The sequence below is a fragment of the Chryseobacterium candidae genome, assembly GCF_004916905.1.
Lineage (GTDB): Bacteria > Bacteroidota > Bacteroidia > Flavobacteriales > Weeksellaceae > Chryseobacterium > Chryseobacterium candidae.
Genome location: NZ_SDLV01000029.1, coordinates 36,111 through 52,667, shown reverse-complemented (window position 1 = coordinate 52,667; position 16,557 = coordinate 36,111). Strand labels below are relative to the sequence as shown.

Here is a 16,557-nt window from a genome sequence, read left to right as displayed (position 1 = left end):
AAACTAAACACTAAAAATCAACAAGTTAAACAGTATTTTTTTTTAATATTCATTAATCATATTATCTTACATTTCCTTATTTTCAAAGATATTTTCAACAAAATTCAAATAATTGTAATACTTATTTAACACAGATTCCAAAACTTGGCGTTATAATTGAATTTTAAAAACTAAATGCCAAATCCATTAAAATATAATAAGAAGTTTGATGAACTGAATGAGGAGGAAAAAAAGCTTCTGGAAATCAATAAAAAAACAATAGCAGATTTTGTTGAGCAGTCCTCTTCCATCAGTGATGTCAATTATGCTACCCGGAATGCTCATGCCAAAACCTATGCGGTAGCAAAAGGTACTTTCTGGATAGAACCTGATATCCCTGAATCATTACAACCCTATTTTGATAAGGAAAAATTTGATTTGACCATACGTTTTTCTAATGCTCAGCTGAAAATCAAAAATTCAAAAAAAGATATTCCGGCCTATGGCTTTGCTGTGCAGATCAAGGATGAAAACGGAGTATTGCTTGCCAATTATCCGTTGGTTAATTTCCCTTTGTTTCCTATTAATTCTGTTTCTACGTTTTTGAAGTTTTTTACAGCAATTAATCAGCTTTATATGAAGCAATGGAGAAAAGTATTCCCTATATGTATTCAGATGATTAAAATGATTCCTTCTTTGTTCACTGGGGATATGCTCCGCAATATGCTAAAGCTTATTGGAAAGAGAAATGATTTTATGCTGTCGTTTGATTATCATTCTGTAGGCGCTTACCGTCTGGGAGACCAGGTCATTAAAATAAAATTATGTCCAAAGTCTGTAGATAAAAATATTGGCAGGAAGCAAAAGGTCAAAGATTCGTTAAAAAACTATCTTCAGACAAATGATTTTGCAGCAGATGTTTTGATACAGATCTGTTATGATCTGAAAGATCAGCCTATCAACAAACTGAATGTTGTATGGAAAAACTCTCCTTTTATTAAAATTGGTGAGGTAAGAATCAATAAAGATTCCTTATTGGACTCCCGTAATTGTACGAATGAACTTCTTTCATTCAATCCTTTTGAAAGTAAAATATTCTTCCAGCCTGTAGGAAAAATACAGAAACTGCGGGATGAAGCTTATAAAATTTCTTTGCAAACCAGAAGAAAGATTAATAAGCTGCTGCATGGGAAATAAGGAAAGAATAATTATAAATAAAAGACTGTTATAACGACAGTCTTTTATTTATAATTTCCGGTCTTTTTCTTGGATAGCAAGATCATTGATGCTTGCGTACCTTTTGGCCATCAGTCCATTCTCATCAAACTCCCAGTTTTCATTTCCATAGGCTCTGAACCAGTTTCCATCCTTGGTCTGATATTCATATTCAAAACGAACGGCAATACGGTTATCAGTATGTGCCCAATATTCTTTTTTAAGCTTATAATTCAGTTCTTTTTCCCATTTCTTCTGAAGGAATACTATTATTTCTTCTCTTCCATTCACGAAGGTATCCCTGTTTCTCCATTCACTGTTGATGGTATAAGCTTTGGAAACCTTTTCAGGATCCTGACTGTTCCATGCATCTTCTGCCAGTTGAATTTTTTCCAGTGCCGTTTCAATAGTGAAAGGCGGAAGCGGATGTTTTTGTTCCATAACTTATTGTATTAAATTGGTAATTATTTTTTTTGACTTTTCAAGGAGTTCATTGGATTTAAAAAGCTGGCTTTCTATAATACTGCTTTCAAAAAGCAGATAGATATGATCAGAAAGTTCGTCATCATTAATCAATTCTGAAAAAAGATTTCTCAGATCTGATTTATGTGACTGAATAACGCTCAGTATTTTAGTATTATCCATTGGAATTTCCGATAGAATATTCAGGAAGCTGCATCCCCGGAAGTTTTCCTTTTCATTCATATAAACTAAAAAATCAAAAGCTTTGATGATTTTAGATTTTGAATCTTTTTCTTTGGCTAAAAAAATATTGAGTTCACCAAACCAATATTCATGTCTCACGTTCAGAAATTCTACACACAGATCTTCTTTGGATTTAAAATGCTGATAAAAGCTCGCCTTGGCAACTTCTGCTTCGGAAATAATCTGGTTGATCCCTGTAGAATTATACCCTTGTTTTGCAAACAATTCAAAGGTTGTTTCTACAATTCTTTCTCTTGGAGATTTCATATGCTTTTCTTTTCTGGAACAAATGTATGAAAAAAAACAATATACAGACCAGTCTGTATATTGTTTATTTTTAAAATATTTTTGGGGGAATAAGATTGGAAAACGCAAATAAAAAAGCCTCCGGAAAAAAATTCCAGAGGCTTGATAGTATTTTTAAATAGGATTATTCTTCCAGTTCTTCTTTCTTCTCTTCTTCCTTTTCAGGGAAGATAACGGATAAAAGAACAGAGATCACCAATACACCTCCTACGATTCCTAATGAAATCGGGGACGGAATATGAATCCATGGAGCAATAAGCATTTTAACTCCAATGAAGGACAGGATAATTGCCAATCCGTATGGAAGCTTGCTGAACATATGAATAAAGTTTGCCAGCAGGAAGTATAATGATCTTAATCCTAAAATAGCAAAGATATTCGATGTATAAAGGATAAAAGGGTCATTTGAGATTGCAAAGATCGCCGGGATGGAGTCTACAGCAAAAAGAACGTCCGTAAACTCGATAACACCCACTACTACTAAAAGAGGAGTTGCCATTTTGATTCCGTTCTGGATGGTGAAGAACTTATCTCCATCGTAGTTATCTGAAACTTTCCAGAAACTCTTGATCAGTTTTGCTCCTGCCGTATTGCTGTAATCTTCGTCATCATCATCATCACCGTCTCCCCATGACTTGATCCCTGCATAGACAAGGAATAATCCGAATAAGGTCATCACAACGTTGATTTTAACCGCTTCACCAAAGATATTCATTTCAGGAAGGTAAGTCAGGTTAATTAACCCTACTCCTGCAAAGATGAATATAGCCCTGAAGATCAATGCTCCAATGATTCCCCAGAAAAGGACTTTGTGATGAAGAAATTTCGGAACTTTAAAGAAGCCGAAAACCAGGATAAATACAAATAAGTTATCCACAGACAAGGCTTTTTCAATCCAATAGGCAGCCTGATACTGTGTAAATTTCTCTACTGCCAAAGCGTGACTTTCAGGGCTTCCATCGGTATTGAATACCCAATAAACCACTCCTGAAAATACCATGGATAATGAAATCCATACGACAGACCAGATGGTAGCTTCTTTGGAAGATACTTCATGACTTTTTTTGTTAAATACCCCTAAGTCCAGGAGCAGCATGATAACGACCGTTACTGCAAATCCCCACACCAGACCAGGGTGCAGTTCTAAAATACTTTGATGTTCCACTTTGAGTTATGTTATTATATGATAAAAGCAACAGATGTACAGAGTACAACTATTGCTAATTTATTTACCTTTTGATTTACAATTGATTATAGATAATTCATTTGTACCGTTTGGATCGTCTGCTCCAGCTTTTTATCTGCTGTAGGATCTCCGATTGCGTTGAATTTCCATTCTCCGTTTCTCTTGTAGAAAACACCCATTACCATTGCTACGTGTCCGCTGAAAGAAGCATCATTCGCAATATCATATTTTGCAAAAACTTCTCTCACATTGGTAGGAGTTCCTTCATAAATACGGATAGAAGCAAAAGGAATGGTTCCGAAATCCTGACCTCTGTAACTGTTCAGCACCATTGCCACATGCTCTACATTAGGTTCCAGCTGGCTGAAATCTACAGTGATCACTTCGTTATCCAATCCGTCATCTCCGTTTACGTCACCGGTAAGATCGTCTCCACTGTGTCTTACAGATCCGTTTCTGGATTTAAGATTTCCGAAATAGATTACTTCTGTAACGTTTTTGTTTGAATCATATAAAATACAGCTTCCGTCTAAGTCTACTGCTTCTTTTTTAGTTCCAAAAAATCCTTTCTTTTCAATTGCTCCCCAGTTAATTCCTACGCAAGCCTGGGAAAGCTCAGCTCCATTTTCTTTTTTAAGGTTGATTCTCTGACCTTTTTGTAAGTTGATAGCCATCTTTTTATCTTTAGTTGTTATTTACTTTTCTGCAAAAAAGCGAATCTTCTTTGCTTTACAAATTTCGTTTAGTTATTATTCAAATTCAGATTAAGCATTGCCCGCAAGATATTGGTTTCTTCGTCGAAGTCAAATATTTTGCTCATTATATCCATATTTTCCAGGTTTTTGATATAATCTTTTAAAACCGCTTCTACTTCTGCCGGTAACGTACGTTTTCTTTCGTTCATGCTATGTTCAAGCTGTTCATTTTTGCTTCTCAGCTGATCAATAATAGAACTCTGGTTAGACTGATTTTCAGAAATATCCAGTTTATCCATTTCTTTGTCAAAAAGATACAATTTCTTTTCGTCTACACTGAAAATAAAATGATCATCAGACTGAAAGATTTTGAAAAGCTCATAATCATGGGTTCCAATTAGGTAACCGCAGACAAAACGGACTTTAAATCCCTGTATATTAAGCCTTCCTAAAAGCTTTCTTTCAATGGAATAGTCTTTATACTGATAGGCCGGGAAAGAATCAGATTTCAGCAGCGTTTCATCTGCTTCCGTTCTGTAAAATTCCTGAGCATATTTTTTATGAAAGTACAGTACATTTTCCCAGTTGGCTGTAAAGCTATCTTCCGTAAGGTCTTTATATACCGTTTTCAGATGCTGGGAAAATACTCCGCTGTACATTTTCCTGTCGGTCTCAAAACTGTCTACCCTCCTTTCTTCAAAACCTGAAATATATTTACTGTTGATGTTAATTTCATTGATGACCGCCAGCATGTCATTTTCCTTCTGTTTTTTAATTTTAGTCAGAAGTTCTATAAGGCTGTCGGTATACTGCAGGTGGAAAAGTTCCAGTTTATTATAATCTAAAGCCATATTTTCCTGGAACAGATTGTGAATAATATCCGTTTTGATGTAAATAGATATAATATCAATATGTTCAAAAAAATTAGCGAGAAGCTTAAGCTTTGTTAACCTTCTTTTGCTTTGCGACAATATGGTTGCTGCATCATCCCCCACCTTGGTATCCTATAAATTAACCTCTGACATTCGCTTTAAGTTCATGCTCCAATGTCTGAAGATCCTGATCCAGCTTTCTTCTGTTATCTGCTCCCTGTTTCTGGATTTGTTTCACTTCATTCAATGTATTGATCAGCATTGATGTTGTTTCTCTCAATGTTTCTACAGACACAATAGTCTGTTCGTTTGCTCTGGCAACATTCACTGAATTCTGGCCAAGACGTTCAGCATTCTTTCTTAAAATTTCTTCTGTAGTAGAAGAGACTTTCTGCTGGATTTCAATATTCTGCTGCTGTCTGTACATCGCTACAGCTAATGAAAGCTGATTTTTCCATACAGGAAGTGTGGTGGTAAGAATTGTCTGTGCTTTTTCAGCAATAGAAACGTTATTATTCTGTACCAGTCTGATCTGAGGAAGCGACTGCATCATAATCACACGCACCACTTTAAGATCAGCCATTCTTCTGTCTAATCTTGCAATGAAATCTCTTTTATCCGCTATCTGATAATCCTGAAAATTCTGAGGAGCAGCTTCCATTTGAGCAAGCTCTACGGCAGCTCTTTCCATTCTGATATTTCCTGCAATCACAAGATCTTCAATCTGCTTGATAGAATTCACATTGCTTTCAAAAATAGTCTGAAGTACAGCGTTATCTTTTGTAGAGGTGATAATTCCGGCATTTACTTTATAAGAGATCTGCTCAATATTATTGATGATCTTATCGTATTTTGCAAAAAGATTTTCCACCTGAGTCATCACCTTTTTCATGAATGGTAATTTGCTCAGGAAGCTTTTTACTTTATTTCCGTGAAGCTCCTCTACATCTACATAATTAAGCTCTACCAAAAGATCATTGATAAGTCCTCCTACTTCTCCGGAGTTGGATCTTCTTACATTCCCTAAGAAGCTGTCACTCTGATTGGTAAGAGTTTTCTGAAGTTCCGCCCCGAAATTCACGATGGAACCTGGGTTGGCCTCATCAATGGAGTTGGCAAGAACTTCATATTTCTGACGTTCTTCTGACTGAAGCTGAGTAAGGTTTACATTTCCTTCTCTATCCACAAGAACTGCCGGCGCTGCATTCTGAACAGGCTGAGCCGGAGTTGGCGGAACCATTGGAGTCGGTTCAAAGGTTTTAAGAGGTTCTATTGATCCTAGCGGATCTATGGGTTGATTTTCCTGATTGTCCATAATTACTTCTGATAAATTGATACAAATTTCTCAAGGCCGTCTCTCTGTCCTGCTCCTACAGCCTCAAATTTCCATTCTCCGTTTCTGTTGTAAATTCTTCCGAATTCTACAGCGGTTTCGATGGAGAAATCTTCGTCTAATTCATATTTTAAGATCTCTTCATTCGTATCTGTATTGAAAATTCTGATGAAAGAATTTCTTACCTGTCCAAAGTTTTGTTTTCTTGAATCAGCTTCGTGAATGGTTACTACTACTGTAATTTCTTTGATAGCATCATCAATCTTTGTAAGATCAATTTTGATCTGCTCATCATCACCTGATCCTTCTCCTGTAAGGTTATCTCCTGTATGAATTACAGATTTGTCCGGAGACTCAAGATTATTATAGAAAATAAAGTGATTATCTGAAACTAATTTTTTGTCGTCCCCAAGCAAAAATAAAGAAGCATCAAGGTCGAAAGCCGTTCCTGTAGAAGTATTATTGATATCCCATCCTAAACCTACAGTAAATTTAGGTGCGTTAATGTTTTCTCTTTGTCCTTTTTGTAAGTTAATAGCCATAATATAATTCCGTTTGTGTTAAAGTATTGATATTGTTTTCGTATTCTTTTATTAAATGATAATTGTTACTGATCGCCAGCTCCAAAAGCAGGTCCATCTGTTCCTTTTTTACTTTAGACGTAAGATAATCAAAATTACCTGAATCCAACCCTAAAATATATTTTACAATCCTTGTATTGAACTGAAAGCTTTCTTTATTCATCACTTCTGCAACATGATTTACATTTTTCACGGCGTAATAGTTGAAAAAGTTTTCAATTTTCGGGTCAAGATCAAAATTCATCAGCTCTGCATAATACAGAAACATAAAATCTGCCTCAACATTATATTCATTAAGGATTCTGTTGACTGTATATTCATGACTTCCCGTGATTTTTATATCGTCTATAAAAATACAAAGTTTTCCTCTCAAAAAATCTTTATCGATATAATAAGTGTCATTGGCGATCAGATTTTTTCGGTCTTCAAAATTAAGATTCCCGTAATCTGTGATGTATGTATGATTACGATTGATTTTAGATAAAATGCTTGACTTTTTTCCTTTTTGAAACAAGTAAAAATCAAGATGCTTTTTAAAGTAAAAACATAAAAAATTGGATGCTGTAGGAATCGCCATGTACGGACTTGGAAGTACAACAATTTCTTTATCCGTATTTAAGAGTTCTTCATTTTCCGAAATAAATCCGTCGAACAATTCTCTTGCAAATTTTTCAGCATACGACTTATCGCCATATTTGAAATAACTGTATTCCGCAGGGGAGAAAGTAAACTCATCCGCCGAATGAATGTGGTGTAAGCTGTATCTTGTATTCATGTTTATTGTTAGTGTTTAAGTAAATGGGCACTGAAACCGAAATCTTTTGCTCCCTGATAATCTGCTACCGGATTGTCTCCGATGTGCAGGATCTGATGCAGCGGCAAATCCTTATCTTTGATGTTATTCTTCACTTCCTGAAAAATAAGCGGATTCGGTTTGGAACAGTTGATTTCATCAGAATAGATATGGAAATCTATATACTGATCCAGATTTTCATGAATCAGAAATTTTCTCATGGTTTTCCCTTTGATAAAGCCTGTATTGCTCAGAATATTAATGGTCTTTCCCTGGTTTTTGATATCCTCAAAAAAATCATGAATATTTTCAAAAATAACAACGGGTTTGTATTCCAGAAACAAGTCTTCACTTTTAGCGTAAAACGAATTGAGTTTTTCTTTATTCAATTGCTTTACATCTACATCCAGAGCACCGAGAATCATCAGGTAGATCTCAAAAGTGTTTATATTTCCTCCTGTTACTTCATTAATAGTATTGCAAAGATTATCGTAATATTTTACGGTTTTCGCAACCTGCTCTATCGGTTTATCTACATTAAAAAATGAGGAGAACAGCTCAACTCTTTTTGTTTTAAATTCAGGGTGAGATTTGATTAAGGTGAGCCACAGGTCAAAGGAAAAATGACGGTGGTTATGGATGTCGATATCTGTTTTCAATAGGTTTTAAGTTAAAAGTTTTTATTTAGCTTCTTGAAAAAGATGTAATTATTTTATCATCAAAAAGTGTCTATAATACTATTCTTCCCAAAGATAAAATATTTATCATAAAAGCATTACGTCCGTTATCTGTTTTAAGATATTTTTATGAAATTCCTGAAATTTGACAGTCACACGGAAGGTGATTTACGAAGTGTTTACTATCCGCCCACAAAAAAATATTTTCAAAAATTCTTTGAAAATCAAAAAAAAATTATAATTTCGCAACCGATTAAAAATCAACAATGTCAACAAAAATGATAAATATTATAACCTTAAGCAATCCTGTCAGAGCTGTGTTCTTTGGCAGCACTGAATATTTATCTGAATAGTTCTACAGATCTTTTATACTAAAAAATATATTGAAGACCTGTCTATTCGGATAGGTCTTTTTTGCTGCCCTGATTTCAGACTTTAACAATTCAAAAAACTTCTGGTATTTGTTAAGATCTCTGAAAATTTCCCTTTGATACGAAATACAAAAAATGTTTTACCGGCTTTATAAGACCGGGGTGTATTTTGTGTTCATTTTTTCAGAACCTTTTCTAAATACAGAGCTAAAAATCAACAATTTAAATCAAACAAAATGAAATATAACACACGAAATATAGGGATCATAGCACACGTAGATGCAGGAAAAACAACGTTATCAGAAAGGCTTTTGTATTATACAGGACTTATTCATAAAATTGGTAATGTAGATGATGGAAATACCACCATGGATAAAGACATACAGGAAAGAAACAGAGGGATTACCATTTCATCCGCTGCAGTTTCTACCCAATGGAAAAAGGACGAAAAAGTTTATAACATCAACATTATTGATACGCCAGGACACATTGATTTTGCAGTGGAAGTAGAACGTTCCTTAAGAGTTTTAGATAGTGTTGTCGCCGTTTTCTGTGCTTCTTCAGGAGTTCAGCCACAGACTGAAAATGTCTGGTTCCAGGCTGAAAAACACGGAACATCCAAAATCTGTTTTATCAATAAAATGGACAGAATTGGAGCAGATTTCTTCGCGGTTCTTCATGAGATAAGAACTAAACTGAATACCGTTCCTCTTGCCCTTCAGATTCCGATTGGCGCTGAAAACCATTTTGAAGGAGTAATCGATCTTGTTAAAATGAAAGCGTTATACTGGAATGATGAAAACGGAGAAACCATTGTGGAAAAGGAAATTCCCGACCATTATATTGTGGAAGCTGATGAATACAGGATAAAATTAATGGAAACCCTGGCAGAAAATGACGAGATGTTCTTTGAAATCTTTATGGATACTGAACAAACAGTCACTGTTGAAATGATTTCGGAAGCTATACAAAGAGTCTGCAGATCCGTAGCAGCCGTACCTGTTCTGTGTGGTTCTGCTTTTAAGAATAAAGGAATCCAGCCTCTTCTTGATGCTATAGTCACTTATATTCCGGCTCCGGATCAGCTTGCTGACCTGCAGGGAAAAGATCCTCATACAGAAGAAACGGTAGTACTGAAAAGAAATGAGGAAACTGCCTTTTCAGGACTTGTTTTCAAAGTATTGATTGACAAACACATGGGAAGACTGGCTATGCTTCGTGTGTATTCCGGAAGGATACAATCCGGAGATACGATACTGAATGTAAGAACGGGTGAAAGTTTCAGGATTTCCAGGATTTTACAAATGCAGTCAGACAAAACGTTATCTCTTGAAGAAGCTAAAGCTGGAGATATTGTTGCCTTAACAGGAATAAAAGATGCCAAAACCGGAGATTCTTTATGTTCTACAGAGCAACCGATTTTACTGGAAGCCATTACAATTCCGACTCCTGTGATCAGAGTTGCTATCGAGCCGAAAACGAATGGTGATGAGAAATCTTTCGGTTTGGTGCTGGCAAAAATTCAGGAAGAAGATCCTTCTTTGGTGGTTGAAAGAGATCTGCAGACAGGGGAAACTTTATTGAGTGGATTGGGTGAACTTCATCTTGAAGTCACTTTGGAAAAAATCCGCCTGAATCATGGTATTGAAATCAATCAGGGAAAACCTAAAGTTTCTTATCGTGAGATCTTAACGGAAACTAAAGTTCACAGAGAAAAGCTTTCCAAACAAAACGGAGGAAGCGGTCAGTTTGCTGATATCACTTTTGAAATCGGACCAGGAAATGACCATGAACACGGATTGGAGTTTATTAACCTGATCAAAGGAGGCGTTATTCCTACTGAATTTATTCCTTCTATTGAAAAAGGATTCAAGGAAGCCATGAATCATGGACCATTGAAAGGATATCCTCTGGAAAATATGAAAGTCACTCTTCTTGACGGTTCTTTCCACGCTCAGGATTCTGCAGCATTTGATTTCGAAATTGTTGCACGAGAAGGATTCAAAACGGCAGCAAAAGGATGTAGTCCTAAACTGATGGAACCTGTCATGCAGGTAGAGATCCAAAGTATAGAGGAATACACAGGTGCTGTCACTGCGGATATTAACAGAAGAAGAGGAATGATCACTTCTATTGATGAAAGATCAGGAAGAAAAATTTTTGCGGCAGAAGTTCCGTTAGCTTCCACTTTCGGGTACATCTCTGACCTGAGAACACTGACAAGCGGACACGCTTCTATCAGCATGAAATTATCTCACTATGCTTTAGTGCCTGATTTTATTGCCAATACATTAATCACCTAACCAAGCAAGGACTGTAGATTTTTTCTTACAGTCCTTGTCTGGTTATGGGGAGTTTTTATAGTGAAAAGTCAATCGTCAATCCGCTGCGCCTGTTAATTTTTTCTAAACTACAAAAATTCATCATTCACTTGCGAAGCAAAATTTACTTATTGCCCTCTTCGCTATTTTTCCGGCATTACTTTATACGTTGGATCTTCCAGGATATCAACTTCCACTACGGCCTCTGCATTTTTAAGTATTTTCCGGCAGTCTTCGCTGAGATGACGCAGGTGTAAGGTTTTATGATATTGCTTATACCGTTTGGATAATTTGTCCAGCGCATCTATTGCACTCATGTCTACAATGCGGCTTTCTTTAAAATCAACCACCACCTGATCAGGATCATTCATAGGATCAAATTTATCTGTAAACGCTGTTACTGAACCGAAAAATAAAGGTCCGTATATTTCGTAATACTTCACTCCATTTTCATCCTCATATTTTCTGGCTCTGATTCTTTTAGCATTATCCCAGGCAAAAACCAATGCTGAAATGAACACTCCAATCAAGACTGCTAAAGCCAGGTTATGTAAAATCACCGTAACCAATGCCACAGTAACTCCGACGAAGATATCAGACTTCGGCATTTTATTCACAATCCTGATCGATACCCACTGAAAAGTACTGATAGCGACCATCATCATCACTCCAACCAAAGCTGCCATAGGAATTTTCTCTATGACTGGTGCTCCGCACAGAATAATGATTAAAATTAATAATGATGCTATAATCCCGGATAATCTGGCTCTGGAACCGGCGTTAAGATTCACCAGCGTTTGCGCTACCATTGCACATCCACCCATTCCGCCAAAGAAGCCATTGGCAATATTAGCCAGCCCCTGAGCTACGGATTCTTTATTTGCTTTTCCTTTTGTATTGGTAATTTCATCTACCATGGATAATGTCAGAAGGGATTCAATAAGACCTACTCCGGCCATAATTAAGGCATAAGGGAAAATAATCTGTAACGTTTCCAGCGAAAAAGGAATCTGCGGGATATGAAAATCAGGAAGATTTCCACTGATATGAGCAATATCTGCTACCGTTTTTGTCGGAATATTAAATCCGAGAACAATTGCAAAGACAATTATAATTGCCACAAGAGAGGCTGGGACAACTTTTGTGATTTTCGGAAAAAAATAAACAATTGCGATTGTAAGAGCCGTTAAGCCTGCCATGATATACAAAGGCATTCCCTGCAGCCAGCTTATCCCACCATTACTATCCGTGATTTTGAACTGTTCTACCTGTGCCATGAAAATAATAATAGCCAAACCGTTCAGGAATCCGTACATAACGGGTTGTGGAATCAGCCTTACAAATTTCCCCAGTTTAAAAATTCCTACCATCATCTGAAGGATTCCGGCAAGTGCTACGGTGGCAAAAAGATATTCTATCCCATGAGATTGTATTAAAGCAATCAGCACAACAATAGTTGCTCCTGCTCCACCGGAAACCATCCCCGGACGCCCTCCTAAAACAGCTGTTACCAATCCCATCATAAAAGCTGCATAAAGTCCTGTAAGAGGAGACAAACCGGCCAGGATAGCAAATGAAAGAGATTCAGGAATCATCGTCATCGCTACAGTAAAACCAGCCAGCAATTCATTTTTATAATTGATTTTTTTCGAAAAATCGAATAAGCTTATAGTATTTTTCATTGATAGGCAAAGGTATGGACTGTCCCGATGGTACACAATTTTTTCTTTTTATGATTTTTTGAGAAACAAATCCGCCATTTAAATAATTCCCACATCAGTTCTTATAATATGTTAATTTTAATTAAAATAAATATATAATCTATAATTTTTATATTTATGATTCTTTTTACTTCTTATTTTTGTCTACATTTGAAAAAGAATAAGCAATTATTCGGTACTAATTTAAAATTCAATGTGTAAAAAGCTGTTTATCAGTTTATCTGCAGCTTTAACTCATAGAATTGCATAAAACCTTAATAGGTTATATATTATTTGACACAAATGGCAGGAAAAGAAGTTTGAAAGAGAAGAAGAGAAAACCATTGAAAATAAAGAATATATTGCAAGTACATTAAGGCGATCCCTACCCGCCTGTTATTAAGATATTTAGCAAAATACATATCCATTTTATAAGATAAATAGTAGTCTTATAAAACCTATTTTAGTATTCTTAAATCATTGTTTCTATTGTTAATCAATTTCAAATTTTTGTGAATTATTCCCTGCAAAGCATAATATATACAGCACCTATTCTCGTTTTTTTATATATAAATTTAAACAAAAGAACAATATTCAGTAAAAATGTTATATAAAGAAATCCATATTGGGAAATTTATAAAGGAAAGAGTTGATGAAAATGAAATTACAGTAGAGAGGATATGCAAATTTTTAAGTAAAGATGAAGAGACTGTTGAAATGATGTATGACAGCAAATCAATGGATACGGATCTTCTTTTAAGATGGAGCAAGTTACTGGAATATGATTTTTTCAGACTTTACAGCTCACATTTGATTTTATACGCCCCTCCTTCTGCCATTAACAAAAACCAGCAGAAGTCCGAAAAAACGCCTTATTTCAGGAAAAATATTTATACTCAGGAAATCAAAGACTTTATCATGAAAAGAATTCTTTCCGGTGAGATGACCCATAGTGAAGTGATTAAAGAATATTCTATTCCGAAAAGTACCCTTCACAGATGGCTTCAGAAGAGTGATAATGCAAACGGATAAACAGATAAGACATGCGTCCCAATTATAAAAAAATTTACCTGGATATGCTTAAAACGGAATATCCTGAAAAGCTGAAAGATCCGAAAATCAAAGAACTTCTTGAAAAGCTTCATACCAGTGAGGATGTGCTTAAATTCAATGAAAAACTGTTCAAGCAGTCCAGAGAAAATCAAAAACTCAAAACCTATGACAAACAGACTATGCTAAAATTACTGCAGTATCAGAAAAAGCATGGTCATTCCATAAGTTATATGTCCAGAAAATATAAAATAAGCAGAACTACTCTTTCTAAGTGGAAAGTGATGTTTGAAGAAGAGCTTGAAGATACAATGAAAATTGCCGGTAAGTAAACTACCGGCTTTTTTAAAGGTAATAGTAAGGAAAAAAACGGGCTAACGTTTGCCGGAGTCGAACCGGATAACCTTGCCGGAGTGACCGGCTTCGCTATTCCTCCCCTAATTGTGTTACGATGAATTTTTTCCTAACGACACTTCAAAATAGTAATATAAAGAAGCTGGAAGTGGAAAGAAGAAAGAGGTTAAAGCCGATAATCTATCTGACTTTATAGAAAATTATATACAAAGATCTTTCAACGTCCCACTTCCGGCTTCTTGTATGTTGTAAAAACAAGGCAAAAAACGAATAATGCAGTCGTGCTCTAACCAGCTGAGCTACTCTTCCTATATAGACTGTGTTTTTTTATTGTGGAAGAGACGGGATTCGAACCCGTGACCCCGTCGTGATGAGCGAAGTAACATTTTTCTACGGCACTTGTTTGTTTTTAAAATAAAAAAGAGGCTAAGTTCGAAAAGACTTATACAAGATCACTTTCATGACCTTCTGAAGTCGAACCAAATTAAACCGAAGCAGGCCTTTTCTACAGCACTCTTTTACAAATCAAGGTAATATTTTTCAGAATCTTCCGTGCATTTGCTCTACCTGCTGAGCTACTTCTCCTTTTCGAGGGAAAAGACAGGATTCGAACCTGCGACCCAATGTTTACTCAATCTCGAAGTATGATTCTAAGACGACACTCGATTTTTTATTTTTAGTTATTAGTTTTCTTTTTACAAAATTATATTGATACTGCGCAATCTATTTACGTAGTGTAAATTTTTATTTACCTATTGGTTCGTTTTGCCTTGAAGCAAAAGAACCAGAAATTCAAGACCTGGAAACTCCGGCTAAAAATAACCTATACTCTCTAAAAATTCTAAAACTTGCGCGAATGTTATATCAGTTCTTCGCTTCACCTTCTGTCTCGCGCTTCAAACAATAGAATTTTCTTACCATTCGTATAGTTTATTTTCTTAACGCCTCCATTTCCTATGTCATATTTCCATACTTCTCATCGCTGGAAATTTCGACTTTTATTACTTTTTTTCATTGATATGATTTAAACAAAAGAGGCTAAGTTCGAAAAGACTTATACAAGATCACTTTCATGACCTTTCTGGAATCGAACCAAATTAAACCGAAGTAGATCTTTTCTACGGCACTCTTTTAATAATATCAGGGCAAAAACGGTGGAATCTCTTCTTTTTCTTCTGCTCTATCTTTTGAGCTACGTTCCGTTTACAACAGGAATGGCAGGAATTGAACCTACATCTGAAGACCTAACTCGAAGTATGATTCCAAAACGACACCTGATTTTAATTTTTCCATTGGGTTTTTCTGTATTTCTTCCAACATCGCTGGAACTTTGTATACGTTGCATTCACCACTTCAAAACCGTGTGGAAAACATCGCGAACAACCCATTTCATTTCCATATAAGATTCTGGAAATCTGTACACCGGAAATTTTCTTTGGGAAGTCAATCAATTCATATTCATTGAATCCGAATTTCTTTCTTAACGCTTTAGCTTTTTTCATAAGTATTGAGTATTAACCTCAATACAGTGCTTCTTTTAGATCTGGTTTATGATTATTCATGGTTATTCGTTTTATTCTTTACAAATTTATATTCTTAGTGCGCATTCTTTTTACGCATTTGTTTTTTTATTAAAAACCAAGTAACAATGTATAAGAGTTTTTGATTCGATTCAAATTAAAAGTTTGATGATGGAACTCTTATGAACGACATTGGTCAGCTACCGGGCAATCTGGTGAAAGACTTTGTCAGTTTGGAATCGAAGTAAGTCTTTCTAACGGCACCGGTAATATTAACACTGCAAAATTATATTGTAAGTACGCAATCTTTTTACGCAGTTTTATTTTTAATAATAAAATAATGATGAAATCACTTCGAAAAGTTTTAAAACCCCTAAAATCGGAAGTAAAATAATAAATCCGATCAATAAAAAGATTCCGATTTTACTTAAAAAATCTGTTTTATCTTCTGAATAGTTTCCTTTCTCTCTTGTTTTGGTTTTGAAAACAGGAATCTGTTTTGTGATTGTAAGACTATTCTGTTCAAGTTCTGTGATTACCTTCAATGCATATTCATCAAGCAGATTTTTATCTCCTCTGAAAACAATGTCTTTTAAAATGGCATTTCCTGAATTGCTTAAAGACTTTATGTAAATCTGTACTGCATTTTCCATTTCATTATTCTCCGGTGCAGACAGAATCCAGAATTTACCTGCTTCATCAAGAAATCCTGCTTCAAAGTAAATATACCCTAACTTTTTTCTCAGGGAAAGATCATCAGGAAACTGATTGATCATATTTCTCAATCTGTCGCATGCCTTTTTCTTTCTGCCTTCTTTAAGATCCTGTTCAATTCTGTACAATAAATTTCCCATTGTTGTTTTGCCGTTTCATTTTTTATTTACCTATTGGTTCATTTT

General features: G+C 35.4%; 16 protein-coding genes. 4 read left to right on the top strand and 12 right to left on the bottom strand.

What is annotated here, in order from left to right; translation table 11 throughout:
- Positions 1–174 precede the first annotated feature (174 nt).
- A complete protein-coding gene (locus EK417_RS14225) occupies positions 175–1,176 on the top strand; it encodes a catalase family protein (protein ID WP_136522521.1) in 1,002 nt (333 codons plus the stop codon).
- A gap of 48 nt (positions 1,177–1,224) precedes the next feature.
- Here the strand turns inward: EK417_RS14225 and EK417_RS14220 are convergent, their stop codons facing one another.
- The 9 genes from EK417_RS14220 to EK417_RS14180 form a co-directional block, all read right to left on the bottom strand.
- A complete protein-coding gene (locus tag EK417_RS14220; protein WP_110368262.1) occupies positions 1,225–1,635 on the bottom strand; it encodes a nuclear transport factor 2 family protein in 411 nt (136 codons plus the stop codon).
- 3 nt (positions 1,636–1,638) lie between these two features.
- Positions 1,639–2,166, bottom strand: coding sequence for a TetR/AcrR family transcriptional regulator (locus EK417_RS14215; protein WP_136522520.1), 528 nt, complete (start codon positions 2,164–2,166; stop codon positions 1,639–1,641).
- A 163-nt stretch (positions 2,167–2,329) separates the two neighbouring features.
- The gene (locus EK417_RS14210; protein WP_076596654.1) at positions 2,330–3,370 is read right to left on the bottom strand and encodes a TerC/Alx family metal homeostasis membrane protein; all 1,041 of its coding nucleotides are present in this window, start codon (positions 3,368–3,370) and stop codon (positions 2,330–2,332) included.
- 86 nt (positions 3,371–3,456) lie between these two features.
- Positions 3,457–4,065 carry a TerD family protein gene (locus EK417_RS14205; RefSeq protein WP_076596653.1) on the bottom strand — a complete coding sequence of 203 codons (609 nt, stop codon included), beginning with the start codon at positions 4,063–4,065 and terminating at the stop codon, positions 3,457–3,459.
- 68 nt (positions 4,066–4,133) lie between these two features.
- On the bottom strand, positions 4,134–4,937 hold the full coding sequence (locus tag EK417_RS14200; RefSeq protein ID WP_136522519.1) for a hypothetical protein: 804 nt from the start codon (positions 4,935–4,937) through the stop codon (positions 4,134–4,136).
- 160 nt (positions 4,938–5,097) lie between these two features.
- The gene (locus tag EK417_RS14195; RefSeq protein WP_181416165.1) at positions 5,098–6,273 is read right to left on the bottom strand and encodes a toxic anion resistance protein; all 1,176 of its coding nucleotides are present in this window, start codon (positions 6,271–6,273) and stop codon (positions 5,098–5,100) included.
- A gap of 2 nt (positions 6,274–6,275) precedes the next feature.
- A complete protein-coding gene (locus EK417_RS14190) occupies positions 6,276–6,833 on the bottom strand; it encodes a TerD family protein (protein WP_047428250.1) in 558 nt (185 codons plus the stop codon).
- The gene (locus EK417_RS14185) at positions 6,823–7,647 is read right to left on the bottom strand and encodes a phosphoribosyltransferase family protein (RefSeq protein WP_136522518.1); all 825 of its coding nucleotides are present in this window, start codon (positions 7,645–7,647) and stop codon (positions 6,823–6,825) included. The genes EK417_RS14190 and EK417_RS14185 overlap by 11 nt, the downstream gene beginning before the upstream one ends.
- Positions 7,648–7,655: 8 nt before the next feature.
- The gene (locus tag EK417_RS14180) at positions 7,656–8,324 is read right to left on the bottom strand and encodes an HAD family hydrolase (RefSeq protein ID WP_136522517.1); all 669 of its coding nucleotides are present in this window, start codon (positions 8,322–8,324) and stop codon (positions 7,656–7,658) included.
- Positions 8,325–8,949: 625 nt separating this feature from the next.
- Here EK417_RS14180 and fusA point away from each other — a divergent pair.
- Positions 8,950–11,016 (top strand): elongation factor G, encoded by a 2,067-nt coding sequence (gene fusA / locus EK417_RS14175; RefSeq protein ID WP_136522516.1) that lies wholly within the window; start codon positions 8,950–8,952, stop codon positions 11,014–11,016.
- Between the two features lie 161 nt (positions 11,017–11,177).
- Here fusA and EK417_RS14170 read toward each other — a convergent pair whose 3' ends face one another.
- On the bottom strand, positions 11,178–12,716 hold the full coding sequence (locus EK417_RS14170) for a SulP family inorganic anion transporter (protein WP_136522515.1): 1,539 nt from the start codon (positions 12,714–12,716) through the stop codon (positions 11,178–11,180).
- A 621-nt stretch (positions 12,717–13,337) separates the two neighbouring features.
- On the opposite strand from EK417_RS14170, the gene EK417_RS14165 reads away from it, so the two are divergent.
- The gene (locus EK417_RS14165) at positions 13,338–13,766 is read left to right on the top strand and encodes a transposase (RefSeq protein ID WP_076596648.1); all 429 of its coding nucleotides are present in this window, start codon (positions 13,338–13,340) and stop codon (positions 13,764–13,766) included.
- Positions 13,767–13,777: 11 nt separating this feature from the next.
- Complete coding sequence (locus tag EK417_RS14160; RefSeq protein WP_076596647.1) at positions 13,778–14,116, top strand: helix-turn-helix domain-containing protein; 339 nt, start codon at positions 13,778–13,780, stop codon at positions 14,114–14,116.
- A gap of 1,302 nt (positions 14,117–15,418) precedes the next feature.
- On the opposite strand, the gene EK417_RS14155 is transcribed toward EK417_RS14160, so the two are convergent.
- Positions 15,419–15,640 (bottom strand): phosphate ABC transporter substrate-binding protein, encoded by a 222-nt coding sequence (locus tag EK417_RS14155; protein ID WP_076596646.1) that lies wholly within the window; start codon positions 15,638–15,640, stop codon positions 15,419–15,421.
- Between the two features lie 344 nt (positions 15,641–15,984).
- Complete coding sequence (locus EK417_RS14150; RefSeq protein ID WP_076596645.1) at positions 15,985–16,512, bottom strand: DUF6584 family protein; 528 nt, start codon at positions 16,510–16,512, stop codon at positions 15,985–15,987.
- Between the last annotated feature and the right edge of the window lie 45 nt (positions 16,513–16,557).

Coding starts and splice junctions, on each gene's coding strand:
- EK417_RS14225 (WP_136522521.1), top strand. CDS start 175: ATGCCAAATCCATTAAAATATAATAAGAAGTTTGATGAACTGAATGAG.
- EK417_RS14220 (WP_110368262.1), bottom strand. CDS start 1,635: ATGGAACAAAAACATCCGCTTCCGCCTTTCACTATTGAAACGGCACTG.
- EK417_RS14215 (WP_136522520.1), bottom strand. CDS start 2,166: ATGAAATCTCCAAGAGAAAGAATTGTAGAAACAACCTTTGAATTGTTT.
- EK417_RS14205 (WP_076596653.1), bottom strand. CDS start 4,065: ATGGCTATCAACTTACAAAAAGGTCAGAGAATCAACCTTAAAAAAGAA.
- EK417_RS14200 (WP_136522519.1), bottom strand. CDS start 4,937: ATGGCTTTAGATTATAATAAACTGGAACTTTTCCACCTGCAGTATACC.
- EK417_RS14195 (WP_181416165.1), bottom strand. CDS start 6,273: ATGGACAATCAGGAAAATCAACCCATAGATCCGCTAGGATCAATAGAA.
- EK417_RS14190 (WP_047428250.1), bottom strand. CDS start 6,833: ATGGCTATTAACTTACAAAAAGGACAAAGAGAAAACATTAACGCACCT.
- EK417_RS14185 (WP_136522518.1), bottom strand. CDS start 7,647: ATGAATACAAGATACAGCTTACACCACATTCATTCGGCGGATGAGTTT.
- fusA (WP_136522516.1), top strand. CDS start 8,950: ATGAAATATAACACACGAAATATAGGGATCATAGCACACGTAGATGCA.
- EK417_RS14170 (WP_136522515.1), bottom strand. CDS start 12,716: ATGAAAAATACTATAAGCTTATTCGATTTTTCGAAAAAAATCAATTAT.
- EK417_RS14165 (WP_076596648.1), top strand. CDS start 13,338: ATGTTATATAAAGAAATCCATATTGGGAAATTTATAAAGGAAAGAGTT.
- EK417_RS14160 (WP_076596647.1), top strand. CDS start 13,778: ATGCGTCCCAATTATAAAAAAATTTACCTGGATATGCTTAAAACGGAA.
- EK417_RS14155 (WP_076596646.1), bottom strand. CDS start 15,640: ATGAAAAAAGCTAAAGCGTTAAGAAAGAAATTCGGATTCAATGAATAT.
- EK417_RS14150 (WP_076596645.1), bottom strand. CDS start 16,512: ATGGGAAATTTATTGTACAGAATTGAACAGGATCTTAAAGAAGGCAGA.